This window comes from Streptacidiphilus sp. MAP12-20 (assembly GCF_041262525.1).
GTDB lineage: Bacteria > Actinomycetota > Actinomycetes > Streptomycetales > Streptomycetaceae > Streptacidiphilus.
Window position 1 is genome coordinate 150,527 of record NZ_JBGCCK010000012.1, and the last position, 23,852, is coordinate 174,378.

The window sequence follows — 23,852 nt, forward strand, 5'->3', positions numbered from 1 at the left end:
GCGGCAGGAGCATGAGCGACCGACGCGACCAGGGCGTGCCGAGCCCGACCGCGCAGCAGCCGGAGGACGCGTGGTGGGATGCCGTCTACGGGCCGGGCGGAACGGAGGCGGCGCAGGCGCCGCGCGCGGGGACGGTCGACGACTGGTTCGCCTCGGCGCTGGGCGCGATCGGCGAGCCTGCGCCGACCCCCGATGCCGCCCCGACGGATGCGGTGCCGCTGGCCGCGCAGCCGCTCGAACCGTCCCTCCCGCCGCCACCGGACACCCCGCCGATCCCACAGACCCCGCCGTTGCCGCAGCAGCTGCTGATCCCGCCACGGCCCGCGCGGCCGCCCCGCATCTCTGTGGACCCGCGCGTGATCGCCCCGCGCACCGAGTTCCGCCCAGGCGCGGCCGACCTGGCCGGCGCGGAGGCGCAGGCGCCGGCACAGGGAGAGGCCACCACGGCACCGGCCGAACCCGGCGGGCCGGTCGGGCCCGCCGACGCGCGAACGATCGATCTGGCCAAGCCCGAGCCCGGGATCAACCCGGAGCCGCAGTCCCGGTCCGAACCTCAGCCTTCGCTCCCTCCGCCTGATCCTCAGCTCGCGACCGAGCCGAGTGGCGGCGACGTGCCCACGCGCGGCGAAGGCGGGACGGCGACGCCCGGTGTGTCCGAGGCGGCCGACGCGGGAGCGTCCCGGGCGGGCGACGATCCCGAGGCGCAGACTCCGACGCTGGTCAGCGAGCCGCTCGTGCCGCCGCCGCACGTGCCGCCGCCCACGCTGTCCGACGGGGCGTCGGCCCGGTGGGGGCGGAGCAGGCCGCAGGCCGGGGCCCCGCTGCCCGAGCCGGACGCGCTGCCCGAAGCCGATCCGGAGGCGCTGGGCGCGCTGGTGCCCGACACCGCGCTCGACCTCGCCCGCCACGGGAGCATGACCCTGCGCGCAGCGAGCGCGCGTGGCGAACAGGCCCGCGCGCTGGGGTTGCCTCGGTCCGACCGGCTGCTCGTGGCGCGCTTCGGCGACGGAGGGGACGGGCTGCTCGTCGTCGTCATCGCCACCGGACCGGCAGGGACGGACGTGGAACCGGCGGCCCGCATGCTCGCCGCCGCCGTCGGCCGCAGCCGCGCGGGGCTGCTCGCGGATCTCCGTGAGGGCGCGCAGGAACGATTGCGCTACGGCTTGCAACGCCTCACCGCCCGCGCGACGCGCGAACTGGGCGCGGACGGGTCCCTGCACGCGCTGATCGCGCCGCTCGATCCGACCAACCGGCTCCGCGCCGGATTCGGCACCGGATCCGGCTCGCTGCTGCTGCTCGGCGACGACGCCTGGTACGACGCCTACGCCGGCCGCCGTCTCGCAGGGGATCCCGAGCCGGGTCCGTCCGGGGCGGACCGGTTCAGGTTCCGTGCCGTCGTGCCGGAGCCGGGTGACGTGCTGCTGCTCTGCTCCGAGGGCCTGGCCGCGCCGCTGCGCAGCGAGCCGGCCGTCGCCGCGCTCCTGGCGGAGCACTGGTCCCTGCCGCACGCGCCGAGCGGCGTGGACTTCCTGCGCCAGGTCCAGGCCCGCGCGCAGGGTCACTCGGCGGACCGCACGGCCGCGGCGATCTGGGAGGATTGACGGCTCTCCCGGCTGAAGCCGGGGACCGGCTCAGCCCTCGCGCTTCTCGAAGACGACGGTCGCGCTGTCCTCGGGCACCGCGTCCTGCGGCGCCACGACCGTTGCGGCCTCGGCGCCGGTCTCTGCCGTCGGCGCGGTCGCCTGCATCGGCACGGTCGGGCGCACCGTCGCCTCCGGCGTCGCGTCGGCCGGGGCCGCTGCCTGCGGCGGGATGCTGGGCGCGTACTGCTGCGGCACGGGCTGCTGCTGCGCCTCCGGCGAAGTTGCCATCGGCATCGGCATCGGCATCGTCGGCGGGTGCGGCTGCGGTGCCGGGTTGTACGCGACGCCCGGATACTGCATGCCCGGGTACTGCGCGGTCGGGTCGACGTACGCCGCGTACGGGGTCTGCACCTGGACCGGGCCCGCGTAGGGGTGGCCGATGCCGGGGCCCTGGAGGATCCGGACCTGCTGCATCGAGGTCACCTTGCGGATCATGATGACGCCCAGCACCGACGCGGCGACCCAGCTCAGGTCCACCAGCCCGGAGAAGCCGTACTGGCCGACCAGGTACGCCACCGACGGCGCGGCCGCGCCCTGGGGCCCGGGGTTGCTGTGGGAGCCGATGAACAACTGACCGACGCAGAAGGTCAGCCACCACCAGGTCACCAGGTAGGTGCGCGGCCGCTGTCCGGTCGGGTACGGCTCCAGCGGACGCGCGGCGCGCCAGATGCCGCCGGCGACCAGGCGGGGGAGCACCAGGAAGGCCAGCGGGATGAACCAGCCGCCGATCGCCCAGCCCGAGGAGAGCGACTGCTGCCCGGGCGCGAGGATCCCCGACAGCTTGGCGGACTTGGCGAACCACACGATGAAGACGATGCCGGTCGCGAGGTTCAGCAGGAGCGCGAGGCCGCTCATGATCCCGACGGCGCCGCTCGCCGCGTTCGCCGTGTCGACGTTGTAGCCGTTCTCGTAGGCGTTCTTGGCGACGCCGAAGAGCCAGAAGTTGAGGCCGAACGCGATGAGGGAGAAGAGGCCGCTGATCGCGATCAGTACCTGCGCCGCGACGCCGACGCCGGCCGGCGCCGTTGGCGTGACGAGCATCGGCTGCTGGTAGTAGGCGGCGTACGGCTGGGCGGACGGACCGGCCTGGAAGCCGCAGTTCGGACAGCGTCCGTAGGCGTCTATCGAGGCGGCGGAACAGGACGGGCAGAGCACCGGAGATCCCCTTGGCTGGGTCCGCGCTCCTGGACGCGCGGCTGGCGGCTGATGCTATGCGACGTGGCCGAAATCCGTCCACGTGTGCGGGTGCCAGGTTCGGGCACCGACGATCCGGTGTTGACCGAGGAAATGGCGCGGGTCACAGCACAAGCAGTGATTCCCGCAGAAACCCCTGCACATGCCCCAGTGCGGTATCCCGGTTCGCTCCGGGCAGCCCTACCACGATGGGTGTGCCGAACCCGTCCAGCAGCGCGCCCAGCAGGACCGCGAACCGCTCCGGCTCGATCGCCCTGAACTCCCCGGCCGCGATGCCCTCGCGCAGCAGGGCGACCAGGTCGGCCCGCCAGACGGCCTCGATCTCGACCTGACCTGCCCGGATCTCCTCGCTCGCCTGTGAGCGACCCCACACCTCGACCCAGAGCGTCCAGCGCGGATCGCCCGCCCCGGTCGGCAGGTAGAGCGCCGCGAACGCGTGCAGCCGTTCGGCCGCCGAGGCGCCCCCGCGCAGGACCTCGCCGCGGCGCTCGCCCAGTTGGGCCTCGCTCCAGCGCAGCGTCTCCAGCAGCAGTTGGTCCTTGCTGCCGAAGTAGTAGAGGAGATGGCCCCCGCTCATGCCGAGCTCCTTGCCCAGCCCGGCCATGGTCAGCCCGGCCAGGCCCTGGGCGGCGATCGCCGCCATCGCCGCGGCGAAGACCTCCTCGCGCGGCCTGGCCGGCCTGCGGGCGGACGCTCTGGGCACGTGCGGTCAGCCCCTCTCGTCTTTCGAACGAACGTCGTTCAAGCGATCCACTACGGTGTCAGGCGCACACGCATCAAGACCACCCGGGGGACCCCATGCGCACCACCATCGTCACCGCCGCGGCCGCAGCGGCCGCGACCGCCGCGGTCATCGCCCTCTCCGCCTGTTCCTCCGGCGGCGGCGCGAACGGCACCCACGCCCCGAGCGCGGCGAGCACCAGCTCCTGTGAGGCCGTCCTCGTCCAGGAGTTCAAGGCCGCCTTCGACGCAGGGAAGACCGCTGCCCCGGCTCCGACCCCCACCGCCTGCGCGGGGATCGACGCCGTGACGCTGCAGAAGCTGGTCGGCGAGGCGACGAAGTCCGTCATCGGCCAGGAACTCCCGAGCGGCTTCCCGACCAACGCCTCCGCCTTTCCGACGATCATGCCCAGCGACATCTCGACGGCCATACCCAGCGTCATGCCGAGCTGGGTTCCGAGCGCCATGCCGACCGCTGCCGCGTCCGGCATGACGGACACGCTCTTTCCGTCGGCCGGCGCCACCGGCTGACCGGCCTGCCTACGCGGCCTCGCCGCGATCCGCCGCGGCGCGAGGATCAGACCCGGGGCTGCTGCTGGGTGATGCAGTGGATGCCGCCGCCGTTCGCGAAGATCTCGCGGGCGTCCACGAGCTCGACCTTGCGCTCGGGGAAGACCCGGGCGAAGACCTCGGCCGCCTGCTGGTCGCGCGGGTCGTCGAAGGCGCAGAGGACGACGGCGCCGTTGCAGAGGTAGTGGTTGATGTAGGAGTAGTCGACCGGCTCGCCGTCCTCCTCGAACAGCACGGTCGGGGCCTGGAGTTCGATGACCTCCAGGGCACGGCCCTGCGCGTCGGTGGAGGCGCGCAGCAGGGCGGCGATCTCCTTGGTGACCTCGTGGTCCGGGTGCGCCGGGTCCGGCTGGCTGTGGACCACGACCGTGCCGGGCTTGAGGAAGGCCGCGACGATGTCGATGTGGCCGCGGGTGCCGAAGCGCTGGTAGTCGCGGGTCAGGCCGCGCGGGACCCAGATCGCCTTGGTGGTGCCGAGGAAGGCGTGGATCTCCGCCTCGACCTGCTCGCGGGTCCAGTCGCTGTTGCGGCCCTCGCCCAGCTGGACGGTGTCGGTCAGCAGCACCGTGCCCTCGCCGTCGACGTGGATGCCGCCGCCCTCGTTGATCAGGCGCGACGCGAAGCGCGGCACGCCCGTCAGTTCGGCCACATGCTCGGCGATGTGCTGGTCGTCCTCCCAGCTGGCCCACTCCTGGGCGCCCCAGCCGTTGAAGATCCAGTCGGCGGCGGCCAGGCCGCCCTTGCCGTCGGTTAGGAAGGTCGGGCCGATGTCGCGCATCCACGCGTCGTCCAGCGGCCGCTCGACGATCTCGACCTCGGCGGCGACGTAGCCGCGCGCGGCCTCGGCCTCACCGGTGTTGACGACCAGCGTCACCGGCTCGTAGCGCACGATCGTGTTGGCGACGTTGGCCCAGGCCTGGCGGGCCAGGTGGAGCTCGTCGCCGGCGAAGGTCTCGTTGGAGGTGGGGAAGGCCATCCAGGTGCGGTCGTGCGGGGCCCACTCGGCGGGCATGGCGTAGCCGAGGGCAGCAGGGGACTGGGCGGCGGGCTGCTGGGACGGGTCGGACATGAACGTCATGAGGGTCGTGCTCCTAGAGGAAGTAGAGGCGGCTGAGGGAGACCGAGTCGGCGGGGTGGGAGTGCAGGGGGTCTCCGTCGAGGGTGACGAGGCCGGTGGTGGGGTTGACGTCGACGGAGCCGAGGCGGTGGTTGCGCAGCAGATCGGCGGGGCCGATGCCGCGGGTGTGGCGGACGGGGACGCGGCGGCGGCGGGTGGGGAGTTGGTCGCCGTTGTGGACGGCGGCGTTCGCGACGAAGGCGACGGAGATGTCGGCGGCGGTGGTGCCGAAGGAGCCGAACTGGGGGCCGAGGATGAGGGGTTCGCAGCGGTCGGTGGAGGCGTTGGGGTCGCCGGTGACGCCGTAGGCGGGGAAGCCGGACTTCAGGACGAGTTGTGGTTTGGCGCCGAAGTGGTCGGGTCGCCACAGGACGATGTCGGCGAGTTTGCCGGCCTCGATGGAGCCGATCTCGTGGGCGAGTCCGTGGGCGATGGCCGGGTTGATGGTGAGTTTGGCGATGTAGCGCAGGACGCGTTCGTTGTCGTCGCCGGAGGTGGTGGTGCCGAAGGAGCCTTCGCCGTCGAGGGGTCCGAGTTCGTGTTTCATCTTCCCGGCCATGGCGAGGGTGCGGCGGACGGTTTCGCCGGCGCGGCCCATGCCCTGGGCGTCGGAGGAGGTGATGCCGATGACGCCGAGGTCGTGCAGGACGTCTTCGGCGCCCATGGTGCCGGCGCGGATGCGGTCGCGGGCCATGGCGGCGTCGCCGGGGAGGTCGACCTTGAGGTCGTGGGCGGAGACGATCATGCCGAAGTGTTCGCCGAGTGCGTCGCGGCCGAAGGGGAGGGTGGGGTTGGTGGAGGAGCCGATGACGTTGGGGACGCCGGCCATTTTGAGGACGTTGGGGACGTGTCCGCCGCCGCAGCCTTCGATGTGGAAGGCGTGGATGGTGCGTCCGTCGAGGACGGCGAGGGTGTCTTGGACGGAGAGGCATTCGTTGAGGCCGTCGGTGTGGAGGGCGACCTGGACGTCGTGGTCTTCGGCGACGCGTAGGGCGGTGTCCAGGGCGCGGGTGTGGGCGCCCATGTCTTCGTGGACTTTGAAGCCGCTCGCGCCGCCTTCGGCGAGGGCTTCGATGAGGGGGGCGGGGTCGGAGGAGGAGCCGCGGGCGAGGAAGCCGATGTTGACGGGCCAGGCGTCGAAGGCGTTGAAGGCGTGGCGTAGTGCCCAGGGGGAGTTGACGCCGACGCCCCAGACGGGGCCGAATTCCTGGCCGATGATGGTGGTGACGCCGGAGGCCAGGGACGCTTCCATGATGCGGGGGGAGAGGAGGTGGACGTGGGTGTCGATGGCGCCGGCGGTGGCGATGAGGCCTTCGCCGGAGACGATGGTGGTGCCGGTGCCGACGACGACCTGGACGCCGTTGAGGGTGTCGGGGTTGCCGGCGCGGCCGATGGCGTGGATGCGGCCCTCGCGGATGCCGATGCTGGTTTTGCGGATGCCCTGGACGGCGTCGATGACCAGTACGTTGGAGATGACGACGTCGCAGGTGTCGCGGACGGCGGCGGCTTTGAGGTGGATGCCGTCGCGGGCGGTTTTGCCGAAGCCGGCCAGGAATTCTTCGCCGGGGTGCTGGGAGTCGGCTTCGACGCGGACGATCAGCCCGCTGTCGCCGAGGCGGATCCGGTCGCCGGCGCGGGGGCCGTGGACGGCGATGTAGTCGTGCGGGTCGATCGAGCCCGCCGGGACGACGGGACCCGGGCGGCCGTGGCAGCCCGCCGCGTCGAAGATGCTGCCGCTCATGCTCCGGCCTCCCCGGCCTCGGTGGAGTTGGCCTCGGACGTATCGGTCCGGGGTGCATCGAAGCTGGTCAGGTAGCCACAGGCGCGGGCCTTGGCCAGGGCCTGCTCGCGGGCGCCGGGGGCGTCGAGGGGGCCGTCGACCAGGCCGGCGAAGCCGATCGCGATCCGCTCGCCGCCGATCGGTAGCAGGCCGACCTCGACCACCGCGCCCGCGTCGAAGCGGACCGAGGAGCCGGCCGGGACCGCGAGCCGCATCCCGAAGGCCGCCGCGCGGTCGAACGCGAGCCGCGGGTTGGCCTCGAAGAAGTGGAAATGCGACGTCACCGTCACCGGCACCGGCGCCGTGTTCCGCACCGGCAGCACCACCGCCGGCTCGGCCGCCTCATACCCCTCGCCCGCGCCCGGCAACGCCGCGCCCGGAGCCTCCGCGCCGAGCGAACCCGCCCCCCGGAACGGGTCGTCGATCACGCACAGCCGCGTCCCGTCGTCGAACACCGCCTCCACCTGCAACGAGGTCACCACATCCACCACACCCGGCAACACCTCATCGGCCGAGAGCACGCTGCGCCCGGCCGCGATCGCGTCCGCCAACCGCGCACCGTCACGCGCTGCCTCGCACACGGTGTCCGCGATCAGCGCCGTCGCCTCCGGCACATTCAGCCGCACGCCACGCGCACGCCGGGCGCGCGCCAACTCTGCCGCCGTGAACAACAGCAGCCGGTCCCGCTCAGTCGGACTCAATCGCACGGTGCCTCGCCAGTGGTTCGGATGAGGGTCCAGAACGGGTTTAGAACGCCGTTCAAACTTCCCTCGCATTGAACCCCGCGCGGGCCCGCCTGTCCAGCCCCGACCGTCCTCGAACGCACGCGAGCACCTGCCCGGACCAGCCGGACGGGTGCTCGTCGGGACCTCCGCGGCTACAGCCCAAGCACCGCCGCGCGCCGGTCGAACCACGTCAGCGTGTCCGCGATGCCCTGCTCAAGGGAGAGCTCAGGCCGCCAGCCCAGCAGCCGCTCCGCCTTCTCCGTACGGCTGAACGCACCCGCGTTGTCACCCGGGCGAGCGGGAGCCTCCTCGATCGGCAGCGGGGCGCCGGTGACCACCTCGAACGCCGCGACCAGCTCGCGGACCGTCGTTCCCTGTCCGGTGCCGAGATTGATCACCTCGTACGAGCGGGGGCCGTCCAGAGGCAGCACCGCGTCGAAGCGCTGGAGCGCGGCGACGTGGGCCTGGGCGAGGTCCCAGACGTGGATGTAGTCGCGGATGCCGCTGCCGTCCCTGGTCGGCCAGTCGGTGCCGGTGATCCGGAACGGCGCGCCGCCGGCCCGTGCCTCGATCAGCTTGCCGAGCGCGTGCGAGGGCAGCGCCACCTGCAGGCCGCTGCGCAGCTGCGGGTCGGCGCCGATCGGGTTGAAGTAGCGCAGCGAGAGCACGCGCAGGCAGCTGGCCTCCGCCGTGTCCTTGAAGATCAGCTCGGTGACCATCTTGGTGCGCGCGTAGGGCGAGAGCGGGTCGAGCGAGGACTCCTCGTCGACCGAGAAGTCCTCGCCGGGGGCGTAGATGGACGCCGAGGAGCTGAAGAGCAGCCGCTCGCAGCCCTTCCGCTGCAGGTGCTCGACCAGGGCGACGGTCTTGGCCACGTTCTCGCGGTAGTAGTGCAGCGGCTGGGCCACCGAATCGGGCACAACGATCAGCGCGGCGCAGTGGATCGCCGCGCTGATATCCGGATGTTCCTCGAAGATTCGATCGATGAGCGCGCCGTCGGCGATGTCGCCCTCGTAGAACGGCCGCCCGTCGGCGAACTCCCGGCGGCCGGTGACCAGGCTGTCCAGTACGACCGGGACGATCCCCGCGTCGACGCAGGCGGATGCGACCGTGCTGCCGATGAACCCCGCCCCGCCGGTGATCAGAACCTTCACTGGATTTTCTTCCCCTCCGCCGCCCTGAGACCGCCGTTTCGACGTCTCGAAGGTCCCGACGTTCCTGGGGTCGTGATGGTTCCGTGACCAGCAGGCAATCTTTTGGTGACCCTCCGCGACGGAACGGAAGGGCGAGCCTCCATTGCCGCCAGGCACTTCATCCGACAGGATGAAGTCCGGATATACACCCCACAATGCCCGCCCCCCGCTCCCACCAGGGAGAACGAGCGGGCACGGCACGACTGCGCACCACACGCAGGGCAGGAGAACGATGGCGCCAAGGCCGCAGCCGCCGCGGCTCCCGCAACCCGCGCACCGCCCGCCGCAGCAGAGCCAGGCCCCTGACTGGCTGGAACCGGCGATGGCGGCCAACGGCATCGGCTCCTGGGACTGGGACATCCGATCCGACCGCCTGGTCTGCGACGAGCGTGCCCTGGTGATCGTCGGACTCGAACAGCTCGCCGCCGCGACCGGCGGCTCCATCGGTGCGGGCGCCGGGGCCGTCGAGGAGCAGCCGTCGATCACCGCCGAGCAGTTCCTGGCGCTGCTCCACCCGGAGGACGCCCCCGTCGTGCGGCGCCGGGTCGAACGCGCCGTCGCCGAACTCGGCCAGTGCGGTGCCTACTACCGCACCGTCTTCCCCAGCGGCGAGATGCACGCCGTCCGTTTTCGCGGCCGGGTGCTGGCCGACGAGCGCGGCAAGCCCGCACGCATGGTCGGCTTCGTCTGGGACGCCACCGTCGAGCTGCACAAGCGCCGTCGCGCCGACCAGGCCGCGACCGTGCGCGAGGAGCGGACGCTCTTCATCCGCGAGGCCGCGAAGGCCCTGTCCGAGGCCGTCACCACGGCCGACGTCGCCCGCGTCTTCACCGAGCTGCCGCTGCCCGGCATCCCCCCGGACGGGCTGGTGCTGGCCGTGCTGGAGAACGGCCGGATCCAGATCCTGGCCGCCTCCGGCTACGACGGCGAGTCCCGCCCGCCGCACGACCACGTCCCGCTCGACGCCGACCACCCGGCGGCGCTCGCGCTACGGACCCGCACGCCGGTCTTCCTCGCCAGCCAGGAGGAGTACCGGCAGCGCTTCCCGGTGGCCTGGCCGCCGGTCAACGGCCACCCCCGGCACGCCTGGGCCTTCCTGCCACTGGTCGCCAGCGGACGCCCGATCGGGGTCTGCCTGGTCAGCTTCGACGAGAACCGCGCGCTCGACTACGAGGAGCGCACGCTGCTGAGCACACTCGGCGGCATGGTCGGCCAGTCGCTGGCCCGGGCGCGTCTGCACGACGCCGAACACGAGCTGGCCGCGGGCCTGCAGCGGGTGCTGTTGCCGCGCCGGGTCCCGGCCGTGGCAGGCTTCGAGACCGCCGCCCGCTACCTGCCGGCCGGCACCGGACTCCAGATCGGCGGCGACTGGTACGACGTCGTACCGCTGCCGAGCGGCCACGTCGGCGTGGTCATCGGTGACGTCCAGGGCCACGACGTCCACGCGGCCGGCGTCATGGGCCAGCTCAGAATCGCGCTGCGCGCCTACGCGGCGGAGGGTCACCCACCGGCCGCGGTGATGACCCGGGCGTCCCGCTTCCTCGCGGACCTGGACACCGGCCACTTCGCGACCTGCCTGTACGCCGAGGTCAACGCCGACTACGGGGTGGTCTACGCCGTCCGGGCCGGCCATCTGGACCCGCTGGTGCGCCGCGCGGACGGCAGCGCGACCGTCCAGCACATCGACGGCGGCCTGCCGCTGGGCGTCGACCCGGATCAGGGCTACCCGGTCAGCCGGTTCAGCCTCGACCCCGGTGAGATCCTGCTGCTCTGCACGGACGGCCTGGTGGAGACCCGCCGGGTGGATCTCGACGAGGGCATGGAACGGCTCCGCCGGGTCTTCGCGGCCGGTCAGAGCGCGGATCTGGGCGCCCTCGCCGACCGCGTCGCGCGCGCGGGGGCGGACGGCCACGAACGCGACGACGACATCGCCCTGCTGCTGCTCCGCTGGGAAGGCCCGGCGGACACCCGCCCGCGGGAGCAACTGCGCCGCAGGATCGGCCAGGCCGACCTCGCGCGCATCGCCGAGGTCCGCGCCGAGCTGCGCGACGCGGTGCGCCGCTGGGGCGTGGGCGACCTGACGGACACGGTGGAGCTGCTGGCCTCCGAGCTGGTCACGAACGCGCTGGTCCACACCGACCGCGACGCGATGCTGACGGCCCGCCTGTTCCGCGACGCGGAGTCGGGGCAGGCGCGGCTCCGCATCGAGGTCGAGGACGAGTCCGACCAGTGGCCCAAGCGCAGGACGCCTGGCGAGCAGGCGTCCTCGGGCCGCGGCCTGATGCTGGTCGAAGCGCTGAGCGACGCGTGGGGCGTCGACCCGAACGGCAGCGGCAAGCGGATGTGGGCGGAATTGGTATCGGAAGGCCCGGGCCCCGAGGACCTCAGGCCCGCCTAGCTGCGGCTCTCGTGCTGGTCGGCACTGCGGGTCCCCTTGAAAGGTGGTGCTGTTGCTGCCCACGGCGCCGACGCAGTGTTCACGACTTCGAGCCGCCCAGCAGGATCCGGTGGACGGCCGCCGTTGTAACTGGGTCAGACCCGCGCAGCGCCGCGTCAATTCAGCTGCCTGGCAAAAGGAGTGGCAAGGTCAACTCCAGTCTGGCGCCTCGCTTGGAGGGGAGTGCGATCACCGTCCCGCCGTGTGTCTCCGCGATCTGTCGCACGATGGACAGTCCGAGTCCCGAGCCGGGCTTGGAGCGGGCCGCTGTCGCGCGGTAGAAGCGGTCGAAGACGAAGGGTTGGTCCGTGTCGGCGATGCCGGGGCCCTCGTCGGTGACGGTGCAGCGGATCAGTCGTTCCTCGGGGGCCGGGTCGACGGTGACGTGCACCGCGCCGGCGTCGGGGCTCCATTTGGCGGCGTTGTCGACCAGGTTGGACAGTGCCCGGGCCAGGGCCTCGGCGTCGGCCAGGACCAGGCATGACTCGGGGTCGTCGGGGAGCCGTGCGGCGAGGCGGAGGCCGGGGTTGCGGCGCGCGGCCCGGTCGACGACCTCCTGGGCGAGGAGGTCCAGCCGGACCTCCTCGGCGTGCGTCTCGGTCTGGCCGTAGCGGGCGAGGTCGACCAGGTCGTTGACCAGCCGCTTCAGTTCGCCGCTCTGTTCGAGCGCGGCGCGGACCAGCTCGGGAGCCTGCGGGTCGGCGAGCCCGTCGGGCTCGGCCAGGAGCTCCAGATTGGTGGTGAGCGAGGTCAGCGGTGTGCGCAGCTCGTGCGACGCGTCCGCGACGAGCTGGCGTTGGGCGCTGACGGAACCGTTGAGCGAGCCCATCATCGCGGAGAAGGACCGGGCCAGCCGACCGATCTCGTCCCGGCCGCCCGCGCCGGTGAGCGCATCGTCCATCCGGGCGGTCAGGTCCTGGGTGACGGTGACGTGTTCCACGGTCTCGGTCAGCCGGCTGACCGGGCGGAGCAGCCGTCCGGCCAGCAGTCGCGCCGCGAAGGCCGCCGTCAGCGCGCCGCCGGTCACCAAGGCGACCAGCAGGAGTTGGAGCCGCCGCAGCGGGGCCGTGGTGTCCGAGAGCGGCCGCGCCACGCGGACCAGGGTGCCGCCATGGCCGTCGAAGAGAGAGGTGTAGAGGCGGTAGCTGCTCCCCTGGTAGTCGACGGTGCTGAAGTAGGCCGGTGAGTTCCCGGCCGCGACCTCGACGTCCCGGTCGCTGACACCGGCCAGCTCGGCCTTGCCGGCCGCCACGGGAGCAGGCAGGAACTGCACCAGCGTGCCGCCGATGTCCAGCACGCTGGTGAAGGGCAGGCTGCCGCCGGAATCCGCGATCTTCTGCTTCAGGGCCTTGCTGAACTGCGGAGAGGTGCTCGCCGTGGAGACCAGCGAACTGTCCAGCTGGTCGTGCAGGTCACGGTCGGCGGTGGGGTAGAGGACGAGCGAGGCCAGCAGCAGCGCGGCCAGGACGACCAGTCCGCCGGCCAGCGCGACGCGATTGCGCAGACTCACCGGTTCACGGCTCCTCGCGCAGCACGTAGCCGAGCCCGCGCACGGTCTGGATCAGCCGGGGCTCGCCCTCGGCCTCCAGCTTCGAGCGGAGGTAGCTGATGTAGACCCAGAGCGCGTTCGAGCCCGGGCCGAAGTCGTAGCCCCAGACCGCCTCGAAGATCGCGCTGCGGCCCAGCACCCGGCGCGGATTGCGCAGGAAGAGCTCCAGCAGCGCGTACTCGGTGCGGGTCAGCGACACGAGGCGGCCGGCGCGTCGAACCTGGCACTGGGCCGCGTCCAGCTCAAGATCGGCGTAGCGCAGCACCTCGCGCGCCTGCGCGCTGCGCCGCAGCAGCGCCCGGAGCCGGGCGCGCAGCTCGTCCAGGGCGAACGGCTTGACCAGGTAGTCGTCGGCACCCGCGTCCAGCCCGGCGACCCGGTCGGTGACCAGATCGCGGGCGGTCAGCATCAGGATCGGGGTCTCGTCCCCGCGTTCGCGCAGGATCCGGCAGACCTCCAGACCGTTGGGCTCGGGCATCATCACGTCCAGCACGATCGCGGCGGGGCGCTGCTCGGCCACGCCGGCGAGGGCTGCCGCGCCGTCGGCCGCCTCGGCGACGTCGAAGCCGTCGCGGCGCAGCGCGTGGCCGAGTGAGCGGCGCACGGCCTCGTCGTCGTCCACCACCAGGATCTGCATCAGACCATTCTGCGTGACCGGACCCGGCCGGTCCGCTCGGGTCGTCCGGCCGGGTCCGGGCATGCTCAGCCCTTCCCGGACGGAGCGCCGGACGGCGCGTCCGACGGCGCGTCCGACGGGGACAGTGAGCCGGACGGCGACGGCATGGAGGCGCGCAGCGACTCCTTCATCTGCACCAGGTCCTGCGCGAGGCGGTCGGGTGTCAACCCCAGGGAGGCGGCGATGGCGCGGAACGCGGGGTCGGTCGACTCCGCCCGGCCAGAGGTGCGCCAGACCGCATCGAGCTGGTCCAGGACCGCGGCGGCCTTCGCGTCGCTGACGCCGAGGACCTTCGCCAGTGCCGCGACGATCTGCGGGTCCGGCGCGCCGGGCTTGACCCCGGGCAGCTTGCCCCCAGGGCCCTGCTTGCCGACCTGGTCGCCGCCGAAGACGTGCTCGACCAGCGCGCGGGCCTGGCCCTCACTGATGCCGAGGTCCTTGGCCACCAGGGCGTAGACGACGGCGTCCGGCTTGGTCAGACCGCGGGTGCCCATGGACTGCTTGGCGTCGGCGAGCGCCCGGTCGAGCTGGGCCGGGGTCACCCGCAGCTTGGCGGCCAACTGGTCGAAGTTGAGCTCCTGCTGCGCCGCCTTGGCCTTCTTGGCCGCGGCGTCACCGGGCACCGAGGCAGACGCGGACGCGGAGCTGGAGGCGGTGGGGGAGGGGCTCGGCGAGGTGGCTGCCTCCGCGGCGGCCACAGTGCCGCCGGTGAGCAGGGCGACCGCGGCGGTGGCGGCCGCGATGCGGGTTCTGCGACGCATCGTTCTCCTTGGGTTCCAGCACGAATCGGAAGCGGTGCGGGATGGGCCCCGCACCGACGACCAGCAGACCAACCTCGCCTTCGGACACCCATCGGCAGACCTTAGAGCCGCCTCAGAGCGGCATACGCGCTCGCGCGCTGCAGGAGCCTTGGTGGTCGCCACGTCGTGATCGCTGACGAAAGGTGTCTTGGAGATCGGGAATGCTCTGGCAGGCGGGGTGCTTGCCCATCGCGCGGCAGCCCAGGTCGGCGGCGCGGAAGTATGGCACCGTGACGCCGCCGACGCTCGTGCCGTCGCCGTCGCCGTCGCCGTCGCCGTCGCCGTCGCCGTCGCCGGCGTCGAGCAGTGAGCGGTCGCCGAGCGGTGCCGCCAGCCGGACCGACCAGACCGTCAGTTGGGCGCCGCCGCCGAGTCCCGGCTCGGCGGGTCGGTGCGGAAGTCGACCACGACGGCGGAGGACGTCTCGTGGGTGCGCAGTTCTCCCGTGCCGAGACACTCGCCGCTCTGCGCCATCCGCTCAGGGTAGTTGCTCGCGCACGCAGTTGATCAAGAAGAGCCTCGCACCCCCTGAGGTCAGCCGTAGAGCTTTTCGAGGTCCTTCAGTTTCTGTTCAAGCGAGTCCCACGCGCTCGCGCGGGGGAGTTTCACCGTGTCGTCCTCCGCCGTGAGGTCGTAGACGCGGTCCGCTTCGGGCCCTATCGCAGGCTCCCCGGGGCTCGCGTCCCTGGCGGTGGCCGTCGGGCGGGGGAGTTGGGGGACGCGGCGGGTGCCGCTCAGTGCGCGGAGGGGTTGGGGGTGGGTGTCCCGCTCGCGCAGGCGCGCGCGTTTGTCCTCGCGGACCTCGTCCACCGCCTCGTCCAGGCTGCGGACGTTCTCCAGCAGCATCAGCGACCACGCCGCATACGTCTCCCGCGGAGCGCGCAGCCAGCGCACGACACGGATCTGCGGCAGCGGCCGCGGCACGAGACCCTGCTCGCGCAGCGCCGCCTTGCGGGTCTGCTTGAGCGCGCGGTCGAAGAGGACCGCCGCCGAGAGCGACATGCCCGCGAAGAACTGCGGGGCGCCGTGGTGGTCGATGCCACGCGGGGCGTGGACCCAGTTGAACCAGGCCGAGGCCGCCGCGAAGGCCCAGACCAGGCTGCGCGAGCCCAGCGCCGCGTCGCCGTGGCTGGCCTCGCGCACGGCGAGGACAGAACAGAACATCGCGGCGCCGTCCAGCCCGAAGGGCACCAGGAACTCCCAGCCGCCGGAGAGCCCGAGGTTCTGCACGCCGAAGCCGACGAGGCCGTGGAAGGACAGCGCGCCTGCCACCGCCGCGCAGCAGAAGAGCAGCAGATAGGAGGCGGAGCCGTAGACGGTCTCCTTGCGCCGTCGGCGCTCCTCGCTGCGCTCCCAGCTGTCGCCGGCCCGCACGCGGCCCAGCCGTGCGCGCAGCACGACCAGCAGGACCGCCGTCACCAGCACCAGCGCCGTGAGGGCCAGGACCCACCCCAGTGTGCTGTCGCTCATTCTCATCGTCGCCCGTCTCCTCCCGCTCTCACCCCGGCAGGCGCCCGAGGCGGAACCATCCTCGCGGAGCAGGAGAGACGATCGTGTGGTTTTGGGACGGATACACCAGGACGGGTGATGATTGGCAACTGCCGTATCAGCTCATGCTATTGAGTGAAAATCAGCCGAGTCGTCAATCGAGGTCGAGCCAGAACGGCGTGCCCTGGAACGCCCGCACCAGCCGTCGCGCCTCCGCGCGCAACTGCGCGGCCTCCGCCGCCGGGGAGACCTCCGCCAGCGCGACCAGCGCCGGGGCGATGCCGATGGCGAAGCCGGTCTGCTCGCGCAGCCGCAGGGACTCGGCGTAGCCGTGCCGCGCGCCGGCCAGGTTGCCGTCCTCCTGGGCGATGGACGCCAGGTGCCGCCACGTGTAGGAGAGCAGGTGCGCGTCCTGCTGCTGCTCCGCGCCCGCGTGGGCGCGGCGGTAGGCGGCGCGCGCGGCGGTCGCGTCGGCCATCAGCGCGTGGGCGATCAGCCCGCGGCGGAAGTCGAGCAGCGGCCGCGCCGGATCGTCCGGCGGCAGCAGCGCGGACGCGCGGCCGAGTGCCGCCTGGGCCTCGTCCAGGCGGTCGTGAACCTTCATCACCGTTGCGCCGTAGGCGAGATAGCCGCGGGCGCAGGACGCGGCCGCACGCTGCCGGTTGCCCGCGGCCAGGGCCTCCGCCACGCGCAGCGCGGACTCCGCCTCGTCCCAGCCGCGCCCGGTGAAGAACGCCGCCTCGATCAGGAGCTCGGCGCGCTCCAGGGCGGCGTCCGGTCCGGCGCCGAGGAGCGCGGCGGCCGGTTGCCAGCAGCCGCGCGAACGCAGCAGCCAGACCTGTTCGTCCATCCCCGGGCCCCATCCGGAGCCCGTCCTTCCCCCTGCCGCCGGCTGCTCCGCTGTCCGCTCGGACAAGGACACGCCACCGCCCCTCACTGCAACCGTCGTCGGCCGCCATTGGTCGCCCTCGGTGACGGTCATTCAACACGCGGGCGGCGGGGCGCGCCAGATCATGGACGCGAGGAGTTGCGCACCAGCTCCCTGGCGGCGGTGTTCACCGCCTGCGGCATGCCCGTCAGATCGAGCTCGAAGAGCGCCACCAGCAACTGATCGGCCCGGTTGCGGGCTTCGAGCGAATAACCCGCGAGAGTGAACATCGCCGGAAGCAGTTCGTCACCGTGGAGGGTGTTCAGCCACAGGCACTCCACCGCCCGCAGGTCGGCCAGCTCGGTCCAGGTGTCGACCTGCGCGACGATCGTCGGCCCCAGCAGGCAGACGCCCTCGCGGTCCTGCGAGTCGGAGACCTCCAACTCGCCGTACCCGAGCCACTCCAGATAGCGCGCGGCGGCCAGCACCGCGTCCTCCGATGTCCGCACGGGGTGCGGCAGGAAGGGCTTGCGCGCGAGCGCGCGCGGAGGCTGACCCGGCTGCCCGGACTGCACCGGCGAGACGCCGGGCTGCGCGGGCCGCACCGGCTGGACCGGTGCCACCGGCGGCAGCTGCCCGCCGACCGGCTGCGGCCGTCGCGCCGTGTCCACCGGCAGCCGCACCGTCGCGCCGCAGCCACAGGTGAACTCGGGCTGCGGCCACTGCTCGGAGCGCCCACAGGAGGGGCAGCGCATGCTGAGCCAGGAGTCCTCCCAGGACCGGAACCGCACCTGCACCGGGACCCCGCCCTGCAGCAGCGGGATCTTCAGCGCCGCTCCGCACGGGCACGGGAACACCGGCGGCTCATACGCGTGCTCCCGGCGGCAGGAGGGGCAGCGGACGGGCTTGGGTGAACCTGGCATGAGGGACCGTCCACTTCTTTCGGGGGCTCCGGTGTGGTGGGGCGCCGGTGTTCGCGAACGTCGGCAACCGGCTCGCGGGGTGCCGTCTCCTGAGACTACGCACGCGGCGCGCTCCGGGTTCCATGGTCCCTGATCCTTCCGACAAGCGGAATGCGAATCAACGCCAGTTTTGGACCACGCCGCCCGGCCGCGTGTCAGGGGGCGATCAGCCGCCGATGGCGGACATCGGCCGCTCAGGGCGGCGGAAGTCCGCGCTGTTGATCGCATGGCCGGGGCCCTTGCCGGCGATGCAGGAGCGCCAAGCGGCCTCGATCTCGTCGTCGTCCGCGCCGCCGCGCAGCAGCGCGCGCAGGTCTGACTCCTGGGTGGCGAAGAGGCAGTTGCGCAGCTGCCCGTCGGCGGTGAGCCGGACCCGGTCGCAGCCGCCGCAGAAGGGCCGCGTCACGCTGGCGATGACGCCGACGACGGCGTCCGTGCCCCCGATCCGCCACTGCTCCGCCGGCGCGTTGGCGTCCCGCCCGGCGTCGGCGCGCGGCACCGGCTCCAGGGTGAAGACGCGGCCGAGCGCGGCGAGGATCTCGTCGGCGGTCACCATCCGCTCGCGGTCCCAGGCGCCCTGGGCATCGAGCGGCATCGACTCGATGAAACGCAGCAGGTATCCGTGCTCGACCGCCCAGGCGGCGAGGTCGACCAGCTCGTCGTCGTTGACGCCGCGCACCGGCACGGCGTTGACCTTGACCGGCGCGAGCCCGGCGCGCTTGGCGGCGGCGAGACCGTCCAGCACGTCCGCGAGCCGGTCCCTGCGGGTCAGCTCGCGGAAGCGTTCCGGCCGCAGCGTGTCCAGGCTGACGTTGACCCGGTGCAGGCCCGCCGCGCGCAGGGCGTCGGCCTGACGGGCCAGGCCGATGCCGTTGGTGGTCAGCGACAGCTCGGGCGCGTCCGGCAGCCCACCGAAGCCGGCGATCAGCTCCGGCAGCCCGCGCCGCAGCAGCGGCTCGCCGCCGGTCAGCCGAAGCGAACGGATACCGAGGCGGGTGGTCGCGATCCGGGCGAGGCGCAGCAGTTCCTCGTCGGTGAGCAGGTCGGGCTTGGGCAGCCAGTCCAGTCCCTCGGCCGGCATGCAGTAGGTGCAGCGCAGGTTGCAGCGGTCGGTCAGGGAGACCCGCAGATCGGTGTGGACGCGGCCGAAGCGGTCCAGCAGCGGGGCGGGGTGGGCAGTGCGCGGCATCGGGCCAGTAGAACTGGCCCAGGGGGCGCGGGTCCAGCGGGTGAAGGCCCGGTGAACGCAGGGCGGTCCGGTGGGCGCCTTGTGTGTTCCTACAGGGCGGTGGTCTCGGGTTCTTCGTCATGCTAGGGCCATGGAACCCCTGGGACTCCTTCTGGCGGCGGGTGGCGGCCGTCGCCTGGGCAACCGTCCGAAGGCGCTGCTGCCGTATCGCGGTCGGCCGATGATCGAGCACGCGCTGGGCGTCCTGCGGGCGGGCGGCTGCGCGCGGGTGCGGGTCGTGCTGGGCGCTGCGGCGGCGGAGGTTCTGCGCACGGCGGAGCTGGGGGACGCGGAGGTCCTGGTCAACGAGGACTGGGCGTCGGGGATGGGCTCGTCGCTCCGGCTGGGCCTGACCGACGTGGACGCGGACGGGGTGCTTGTCGGGCTCGTCGACACACCCGGCGTGACGCCGGAGGCGGTCGCCAGAGTCCTCAAGTCCGGCGCGGACCTGGCTGCGGCGAGCTACGCGGGGGAGCGGGGGCACCCGGTGTGGATCGGCGCGCGGTACCTCGCCGAGGCACGGGCGGGCGCGGTCGGCGACGCGGGCGCGCGAGCCCTCTTGCGCACCCACGCGGGGGAGTTGCGCCTGGTGGAGTGCGGCGACGTGGCAACCCCGAACGACGTCGACACCCCCGAACAGTTCGCTGCGCTCAGCCAGTTGCACCATCAGGGGCGCGGGGAACTGCGCGACAAGCCACCCGGCTAGGTGGAACACCGAACGCGCAGGGCCATCCGCACAGGGTGGTTACTCGCGCGGTTCCTCGCGCCCCTAGCGGAGTGCAACTTCCCTCAGCCGCTGGAAGCCAGCGCCGTACCAAGTCGCGTAGCGATCTCCTGCATCTCCGGGATCAGCGCCCGCGCGCCCACGCGCGACTCCAGCGCTCGCACCCGCGCCTCGGGCCCGGAGATGGAGAGCGCCGTCGGCGTCGGCGCGCCGGGGACGACGACGGCGATGCAGCGGACGCCGATCTCCTGCTCCTGGTCGTCCACCGCGTAACCGCTCGCCCGTGCCTCCTCGAACTGCGTGAGCAGCGCGTCCGACGAGGTCACCGTGTGGACCGTGTGCGCCGGCAGCGGGCCGTTGCCGAGCACCGAGAGCGCCTCCGCCCGCGGCAGCTGGGCGAGCAGCACCTTGCCCACGGCCGTGCAGTGCGGTTGCACCCGGCGTCCGACCTCGGTGAACATCCGCATCGAGTGGCGTGACGGCACCTGCCCGACGTAGACGACCTCGCCGGCCTCCAGGACGGCGAGGTTCGCCGTCTCGCCCGTCGTCTCCATCAGCTCGCCCAGGAACGGCCGCGCCCAGCTGCCCAGCAGGCGACCCGCCGTCTCGCCGAGACGGATCAGGCGGGGGCCCAAGGTGTAGCGTCGAGCCGTGTCCTGACGGACATAACCCTGCTGGACCAGCGTGCGGACCAGGCGGTGGATGGTCGGCATGGGCAGGCCGGACGCGGTGGCCAGATCGCTCAGCGTGCTGACCCCGCCCGCCTCGGCGAGGACCTCGAGCAACTGGAAGGCGCGCTCGACCGACTGGACACCGCCGGTGCGGTCGGTGCCCGCGGACGCAGTGTCCAGCGGGATGGATGAGGTCACCACAACAGCCTTCCTGGCAGGGGGCGGCAAGCAAACTCAACAAAGTGTTGAATTTCTGTATCGCGGAAACTAGCCTCCACCTTACAGAAGCGAAGCGCACCACACAGGGCGCTTTCGATCATCCACATCTTCTGAGTCTGACGAGGAGCCCGGGTACATGGGTGCAGTACAGGAAACCGTGAGCGAACCTCCCCTTACCGGGGTCGAGGTCGTCGGTCCGGAGGTGGAACGCGGCGACGAGGTGCTCACCCCCGCCGCCCTGGCCTTCGTGGCCGACCTGCATCGCCGTTTCAACCCGCGCCGCCGCGAGCTGCTCGCGCTGCGCAAGGAGCGTCGCGCCCGGATCGCACAGACCGGGACGCTGGACTTCCTCCCCGAGACCGCCGAGGTCCGCGCCGCCGACTGGCAGGTCGCCCCCGCGCCCCGCGCGCTGAACGACCGCCGCGTCGAGATCACCGGCCCGACCGATCGCAAGATGGCGATCAACGCGCTCAACTCCGGTGCCAAGATCTGGCTCGCGGACTTCGAGGACGCGACCTCGCCCACCTGGCACAACGCGGTCGACGGCCAGCTGAACCTCACCGACGCGCTCGAGCGCAGGATCGACTTCACCAGCCCCGAGGGCAAGGCGTACGCCCTCAAGCCCGACGCCGAACTGGCCACCATCGTGGTCCGCCCGCGCGGCTGGCACCTGGAGGAGGCGCACCTCCTCGTCGACCGCGAGCCGGTCGCCGGCGCGTTGTTCGACTTCGGCCTGTACTTCTTCCGCAACGCCGCCCGCCTGCTGGCCCGCGGCGAGCAGGACCCCAACTCCGGCCCGTACTTCTACCTGCCGAAGACCGAGAGCCACCTCGAGGCGCGCCTCTGGAACGAGGTCTTCGTCCACGCGCAGGAGGCCCTCGGCATCCCGCGCGGCACCATCCGGGCGACCGTGCTGATCGAGACGATCCCCGCCGCGTTCGAGATGGAGGAGATCCTCTACGAGCTGCGCGAGCACGCCGCCGGCCTCAACGCGGGCCGCTGGGACTACCTCTTCTCCATCGTCAAGAACTTCCGCGACGCCGGCGACCACTTCATCCTGCCGGACCGCAACAGCGTGGGCATGACCTCGCCGTTCATGCGCGCGTACACCCAGCTTCTGGTGCAGACGTGCCACCGGCGCGGTGCCCACGCGATCGGCGGCATGGCCGCCTTCATCCCCTCCCGCCGCGACGCCGCGGTCAACGCCGCCGCGCTGGAGAAGGTGCAGACCGACAAGGACCGCGAGGCCGCCAACGGCTTCGACGGCTCCTGGGTCGCCCACCCCGACCTGGTCCCGGTCTGCCGGGCGGCGTTCGACGCGGTTCTGGGGGACGCGCCGAACCAGAAGCAGGTCGTCCCGGTCGGCGAGGTCACCGCGGCGCAGCTGCTCGACATCGCGGCGGCCGGTGGCAGCTGCACCCGCGTGGGCCTGCACAACGCGGTCCAGGTGGGCGTCCGCTACATCGAGGCGTGGCTGCGCGGGCTCGGCGCCGTCGCCATCTTCAACATGATGGAGGACGCCGCCACGGCCGAGATCTCGCGCTCGCAGGTCTGGCAGTGGATCAACAACGGCGTGGTGCTGGCCGACTCGGGCGAGAAGGTCACCGCCGAGCTGGTCCGCGAGCTGGTCTCCACCGAGCTGGCGGAGCTCCGGGCCGAGCTGGGCGAGGCGGCGTTCGACGCCGGCCGCTGGAGTGACGCGGCGCGCCTCTTCGAGCAGGTCGCGCTGGCGGACGACTTCGCCGACTTCCTCACGCTTCCGGGTTACGCGCTGCTGTAGTGCTGTTGTAACCCGGTCCGAAGCAGCGGCGTCTCGCGAAACCTGGGGAGGTCCTTCGCGAGGCGCCGCTTAGTCGCTTGCCGCTGCCAACGGCGCGTACAGGCGGGAGCGGCCGTCGTACAGGCCGGAGACGGCGTAGTAGATGTTGGTGATCACGATCAGCACCAGTGAGGTCGCCAGATACAGCGCACTGCCGAGAGCCGGGACGGCGTCGACGGGCAGCGTGTAGGCCATGAGCACGCGCACCGCCGAGTCGGCCAGCAGCGCGACGCCCCACAGCACGCTGCCGACACGCCAGATGCGACGGAACCTGGGCAGCCGCTCCCACAGCGCGTCCCAGTCGCCGGGGATGCTGGTCCATCCGGTCCGGTGCTCCAGCATCGGGCGGGTGTAGTGGAAGGCCAGCGGGCGGGCCGTCCACACCGAGCCGATGAACCATGCCCCGGTCACCCCGGTCAGCCAGGCCTCTCGACTGAGCAGAAACCGCGGACTGCCGCCGATCAGCGAGACGCCCGTACTCAGCACCATGATGACGAGCAGGTACAACGCCAGCCCGTCGACCTTGCGCGAGCGCACGAGTCGCAGCACGCCCACCGTCGCGGGCAGCACGGACGCGATGATCAGCGTGAGGTAGATGCTCAGGCCGAAGGCGCGCAGCCCGTAGAAGAGGGCCGTCGGCACGACGAACTCGGCCAGTACGCGCAGCAACCGCAGCACGCGGGTCCGGCGTGGCGTCGTCTCGGGGGCGCTCATCCTTCGCTCCGGGTCGCCCGGTCGAAGAGCTCGGCCAACTCCTCGGCGTAGGCCTCGAGATCGAGCTCCGGCGCGGTGCGCAGCAGGAACGGCAGCCCGTCGATCGAGCGTTGGATCGTCGCCGCCATCACGAAGGTGTCGAACCGACGGAACTCACCACTCCGCTGCCCGGCCCGCAGGACCTCCTGCACGTGGCCCAGCACGTCACGCTCCGACCCTGCGTCGTAGCTGCGCCCGCCGTCCTCGCTGCGGTAGTCGAGGAAGACGGACATCAGCGCCTGCATCTGCATCGGGTGGGCGGCGATGAAGGCCACGACCGAGCGGATGTAGGTGGACAGCGCGCTGCGCGCATCCGTGCAGCCGGCCATCCGCTCGCCCATGAACGCGGCCATCTCCGCGTACACATCGGCGATCAAGGCCTGGATCAGCTCGTCCTTGCCCGCGAAGTGGTACGAGATCAGCCGCGTACTGCTCAGCCCCGCCCGCTCGGCGATCCGCGCGAACGACGCCTGTCCGTAGCCGAGCTCGGCGATCGTCTCGATCGTCGCGCTCAGAATCTGCGCCCGCCGCGCATTGGCGGTGACGGAGCGCCTTTCGCCTTTTACTGGCATGAGTAAAAAGTACGTCGCCCGAGTAACAAGCGCAAGCGATCGCGCGCCGCCCGAGGGCGGCGCGCGCCTACCTGCAGTTGGGTCGCTTGCCGTGGTTCGCCTTGCGCCTACGCCACGCACGCTTACGGGTGCGTTTGGACACGG

Annotated in this window: 24 protein-coding genes; 6 read left to right on the forward strand and 18 right to left on the reverse strand. The window is 72.2% G+C overall.

The features are described 5' to 3' along the window. The first annotated feature begins 11 nt into the window (after positions 1-11). A complete protein-coding gene (locus tag ABIA32_RS18430) occupies positions 12-1,601 on the forward strand; it encodes a hypothetical protein (RefSeq protein WP_370096432.1) in 1,590 nt (529 codons plus the stop codon). A gap of 30 nt (positions 1,602-1,631) precedes the next feature. Here the strand turns inward: ABIA32_RS18430 and ABIA32_RS18435 are convergent, their stop codons facing one another. Next, positions 1,632-2,798, reverse strand: coding sequence for a DUF4328 domain-containing protein (locus ABIA32_RS18435; RefSeq protein WP_370096434.1), 1,167 nt, complete (start codon positions 2,796-2,798; stop codon positions 1,632-1,634). A 142-nt stretch (positions 2,799-2,940) separates the two neighbouring features. After that, positions 2,941-3,540 carry a TetR family transcriptional regulator C-terminal domain-containing protein gene (locus ABIA32_RS18440; protein ID WP_370096436.1) on the reverse strand — a complete coding sequence of 200 codons (600 nt, stop codon included), beginning with the start codon at positions 3,538-3,540 and terminating at the stop codon, positions 2,941-2,943. A gap of 95 nt (positions 3,541-3,635) precedes the next feature. Here ABIA32_RS18440 and ABIA32_RS18445 point away from each other — a divergent pair, with 95 nt between their 5' ends. After that, positions 3,636-4,088, forward strand: coding sequence for a hypothetical protein (locus ABIA32_RS18445; protein WP_370096438.1), 453 nt, complete (start codon positions 3,636-3,638; stop codon positions 4,086-4,088). Between the two features lie 46 nt (positions 4,089-4,134). Here ABIA32_RS18445 and ABIA32_RS18450 read toward each other — a convergent pair whose 3' ends face one another. The 4 genes from ABIA32_RS18450 to galE form a co-directional block, all read right to left on the reverse strand. Then, positions 4,135-5,205: an agmatine/peptidylarginine deiminase gene (locus ABIA32_RS18450; protein ID WP_370096440.1), complete on the reverse strand. Its 1,071-nt coding sequence runs from the start codon at positions 5,203-5,205 to the stop codon at positions 4,135-4,137. Between the two features lie 13 nt (positions 5,206-5,218). Beyond that, on the reverse strand, positions 5,219-6,985 hold the full coding sequence (locus ABIA32_RS18455) for an urease subunit alpha (RefSeq protein WP_370096442.1): 1,767 nt from the start codon (positions 6,983-6,985) through the stop codon (positions 5,219-5,221). Beyond that, positions 6,982-7,731, reverse strand: coding sequence for an urease subunit gamma (ureA, locus tag ABIA32_RS18460; RefSeq protein ID WP_370096444.1), 750 nt, complete (start codon positions 7,729-7,731; stop codon positions 6,982-6,984). Before ureA ends, ABIA32_RS18455 begins: the two co-directional genes overlap by 4 nt. Before the next feature lie 170 nt (positions 7,732-7,901). Next, on the reverse strand, positions 7,902-8,903 hold the full coding sequence (galE, locus tag ABIA32_RS18465; RefSeq protein WP_370096446.1) for a UDP-glucose 4-epimerase GalE: 1,002 nt from the start codon (positions 8,901-8,903) through the stop codon (positions 7,902-7,904). A 271-nt stretch (positions 8,904-9,174) separates the two neighbouring features. Between galE and ABIA32_RS18470 the strand changes: the two genes are divergently transcribed. Beyond that, positions 9,175-11,340, forward strand: coding sequence for a SpoIIE family protein phosphatase (locus tag ABIA32_RS18470; RefSeq protein WP_370096448.1), 2,166 nt, complete (start codon positions 9,175-9,177; stop codon positions 11,338-11,340). A gap of 160 nt (positions 11,341-11,500) precedes the next feature. Here the strand turns inward: ABIA32_RS18470 and ABIA32_RS18475 are convergent, their stop codons facing one another. The 3 genes from ABIA32_RS18475 to ABIA32_RS18485 form a co-directional block, all read right to left on the reverse strand. Beyond that, a complete protein-coding gene (locus tag ABIA32_RS18475) occupies positions 11,501-12,889 on the reverse strand; it encodes a sensor histidine kinase (RefSeq protein ID WP_370096450.1) in 1,389 nt (462 codons plus the stop codon). A gap of 4 nt (positions 12,890-12,893) precedes the next feature. Then, positions 12,894-13,565, reverse strand: a complete 672-nt coding sequence (locus tag ABIA32_RS18480; RefSeq protein ID WP_370096452.1) for a response regulator transcription factor — start codon at positions 13,563-13,565, stop codon at positions 12,894-12,896. 65 nt (positions 13,566-13,630) lie between these two features. Beyond that, a complete protein-coding gene (locus tag ABIA32_RS18485; RefSeq protein ID WP_370096454.1) occupies positions 13,631-14,365 on the reverse strand; it encodes a hypothetical protein in 735 nt (244 codons plus the stop codon). Between the two features lie 187 nt (positions 14,366-14,552). On the opposite strand from ABIA32_RS18485, the gene ABIA32_RS18490 reads away from it, so the two are divergent. Then, entirely contained in the window at positions 14,553-14,714 is a 162-nt protein-coding gene (locus ABIA32_RS18490) for a hypothetical protein (protein WP_370096456.1), read from the forward strand. Positions 14,715-14,755: 41 nt separating this feature from the next. Here the strand turns inward: ABIA32_RS18490 and ABIA32_RS18495 are convergent, their stop codons facing one another. The 5 genes from ABIA32_RS18495 to moaA form a co-directional block, all read right to left on the reverse strand. Next, a complete protein-coding gene (locus ABIA32_RS18495; RefSeq protein ID WP_370096458.1) occupies positions 14,756-14,878 on the reverse strand; it encodes a hypothetical protein in 123 nt (40 codons plus the stop codon). A gap of 60 nt (positions 14,879-14,938) precedes the next feature. Continuing rightward, the gene (locus ABIA32_RS18500) at positions 14,939-15,880 is read right to left on the reverse strand and encodes a DUF2637 domain-containing protein (protein WP_370096459.1); all 942 of its coding nucleotides are present in this window, start codon (positions 15,878-15,880) and stop codon (positions 14,939-14,941) included. A gap of 166 nt (positions 15,881-16,046) precedes the next feature. Beyond that, positions 16,047-16,742: a hypothetical protein gene (locus ABIA32_RS18505; RefSeq protein WP_370096461.1), complete on the reverse strand. Its 696-nt coding sequence runs from the start codon at positions 16,740-16,742 to the stop codon at positions 16,047-16,049. A gap of 161 nt (positions 16,743-16,903) precedes the next feature. Continuing rightward, positions 16,904-17,683 (reverse strand): hypothetical protein, encoded by a 780-nt coding sequence (locus ABIA32_RS18510; RefSeq protein WP_370096463.1) that lies wholly within the window; start codon positions 17,681-17,683, stop codon positions 16,904-16,906. A gap of 205 nt (positions 17,684-17,888) precedes the next feature. Continuing rightward, positions 17,889-18,911 (reverse strand): GTP 3',8-cyclase MoaA, encoded by a 1,023-nt coding sequence (gene moaA / locus ABIA32_RS18515; RefSeq protein WP_370096465.1) that lies wholly within the window; start codon positions 18,909-18,911, stop codon positions 17,889-17,891. A 130-nt stretch (positions 18,912-19,041) separates the two neighbouring features. Between moaA and ABIA32_RS18520 the strand changes: the two genes are divergently transcribed. Next, positions 19,042-19,656 (forward strand): NTP transferase domain-containing protein, encoded by a 615-nt coding sequence (locus tag ABIA32_RS18520; RefSeq protein ID WP_370096467.1) that lies wholly within the window; start codon positions 19,042-19,044, stop codon positions 19,654-19,656. A gap of 83 nt (positions 19,657-19,739) precedes the next feature. Here ABIA32_RS18520 and ABIA32_RS18525 read toward each other — a convergent pair whose 3' ends face one another. Then, complete coding sequence (locus ABIA32_RS18525; protein ID WP_370096469.1) at positions 19,740-20,543, reverse strand: IclR family transcriptional regulator; 804 nt, start codon at positions 20,541-20,543, stop codon at positions 19,740-19,742. A 157-nt stretch (positions 20,544-20,700) separates the two neighbouring features. Here ABIA32_RS18525 and aceB point away from each other — a divergent pair, with 157 nt between their 5' ends. After that, positions 20,701-22,344: a malate synthase A gene (aceB, locus tag ABIA32_RS18530; protein WP_370096471.1), complete on the forward strand. Its 1,644-nt coding sequence runs from the start codon at positions 20,701-20,703 to the stop codon at positions 22,342-22,344. Positions 22,345-22,413: 69 nt separating this feature from the next. On the opposite strand, the gene ABIA32_RS18535 is transcribed toward aceB, so the two are convergent. The 3 genes from ABIA32_RS18535 to ABIA32_RS18545 all read right to left on the reverse strand — a co-directional run bounded on the left by ABIA32_RS18535 (position 22,414) and on the right by ABIA32_RS18545 (position 23,850). After that, positions 22,414-23,097 (reverse strand): VC0807 family protein, encoded by a 684-nt coding sequence (locus ABIA32_RS18535; RefSeq protein ID WP_370096473.1) that lies wholly within the window; start codon positions 23,095-23,097, stop codon positions 22,414-22,416. Beyond that, positions 23,094-23,708, reverse strand: a complete 615-nt coding sequence (locus ABIA32_RS18540; RefSeq protein ID WP_370096475.1) for a TetR/AcrR family transcriptional regulator — start codon at positions 23,706-23,708, stop codon at positions 23,094-23,096. Before ABIA32_RS18540 ends, ABIA32_RS18535 begins: the two co-directional genes overlap by 4 nt. Positions 23,709-23,775: 67 nt before the next feature. Then, positions 23,776-23,850 carry a 50S ribosomal protein bL37 gene (locus tag ABIA32_RS18545; RefSeq protein WP_370096596.1) on the reverse strand — a complete coding sequence of 25 codons (75 nt, stop codon included), beginning with the start codon at positions 23,848-23,850 and terminating at the stop codon, positions 23,776-23,778. Positions 23,851-23,852 lie beyond the last annotated feature (2 nt).

What these genes read in the sequence shown, in the direction of transcription:
- ABIA32_RS18430 (WP_370096432.1), top strand. Translation starts at nt 12, where the DNA reads ATGAGCGACCGACGCGACCAGGGCGTGCCGAGCCCGACCGCGCAGCAG.
- ABIA32_RS18445 (WP_370096438.1), top strand. Translation starts at nt 3,636, where the DNA reads ATGCGCACCACCATCGTCACCGCCGCGGCCGCAGCGGCCGCGACCGCC.
- ABIA32_RS18450 (WP_370096440.1), bottom strand. Translation starts at nt 5,205, where the DNA reads ATGACGTTCATGTCCGACCCGTCCCAGCAGCCCGCCGCCCAGTCCCCT.
- ABIA32_RS18455 (WP_370096442.1), bottom strand. Translation starts at nt 6,985, where the DNA reads ATGAGCGGCAGCATCTTCGACGCGGCGGGCTGCCACGGCCGCCCGGGT.
- ABIA32_RS18470 (WP_370096448.1), top strand. Translation starts at nt 9,175, where the DNA reads ATGGCGCCAAGGCCGCAGCCGCCGCGGCTCCCGCAACCCGCGCACCGC.
- ABIA32_RS18480 (WP_370096452.1), bottom strand. Translation starts at nt 13,565, where the DNA reads ATGCAGATCCTGGTGGTGGACGACGACGAGGCCGTGCGCCGCTCACTC.
- ABIA32_RS18485 (WP_370096454.1), bottom strand. Translation starts at nt 14,365, where the DNA reads ATGCGTCGCAGAACCCGCATCGCGGCCGCCACCGCCGCGGTCGCCCTG.
- ABIA32_RS18495 (WP_370096458.1), bottom strand. Translation starts at nt 14,878, where the DNA reads ATGGCGCAGAGCGGCGAGTGTCTCGGCACGGGAGAACTGCGCACCCAC.
- ABIA32_RS18500 (WP_370096459.1), bottom strand. Translation starts at nt 15,880, where the DNA reads ATGAGAATGAGCGACAGCACACTGGGGTGGGTCCTGGCCCTCACGGCG.
- ABIA32_RS18505 (WP_370096461.1), bottom strand. Translation starts at nt 16,742, where the DNA reads ATGGACGAACAGGTCTGGCTGCTGCGTTCGCGCGGCTGCTGGCAACCG.
- ABIA32_RS18510 (WP_370096463.1), bottom strand. Translation starts at nt 17,683, where the DNA reads ATGCCAGGTTCACCCAAGCCCGTCCGCTGCCCCTCCTGCCGCCGGGAG.
- moaA (WP_370096465.1), bottom strand. Translation starts at nt 18,911, where the DNA reads ATGCCGCGCACTGCCCACCCCGCCCCGCTGCTGGACCGCTTCGGCCGC.
- ABIA32_RS18520 (WP_370096467.1), top strand. Translation starts at nt 19,042, where the DNA reads ATGGAACCCCTGGGACTCCTTCTGGCGGCGGGTGGCGGCCGTCGCCTG.
- aceB (WP_370096471.1), top strand. Translation starts at nt 20,701, where the DNA reads ATGGGTGCAGTACAGGAAACCGTGAGCGAACCTCCCCTTACCGGGGTC.
- ABIA32_RS18535 (WP_370096473.1), bottom strand. Translation starts at nt 23,097, where the DNA reads ATGAGCGCCCCCGAGACGACGCCACGCCGGACCCGCGTGCTGCGGTTG.
- ABIA32_RS18540 (WP_370096475.1), bottom strand. Translation starts at nt 23,708, where the DNA reads ATGCCAGTAAAAGGCGAAAGGCGCTCCGTCACCGCCAATGCGCGGCGG.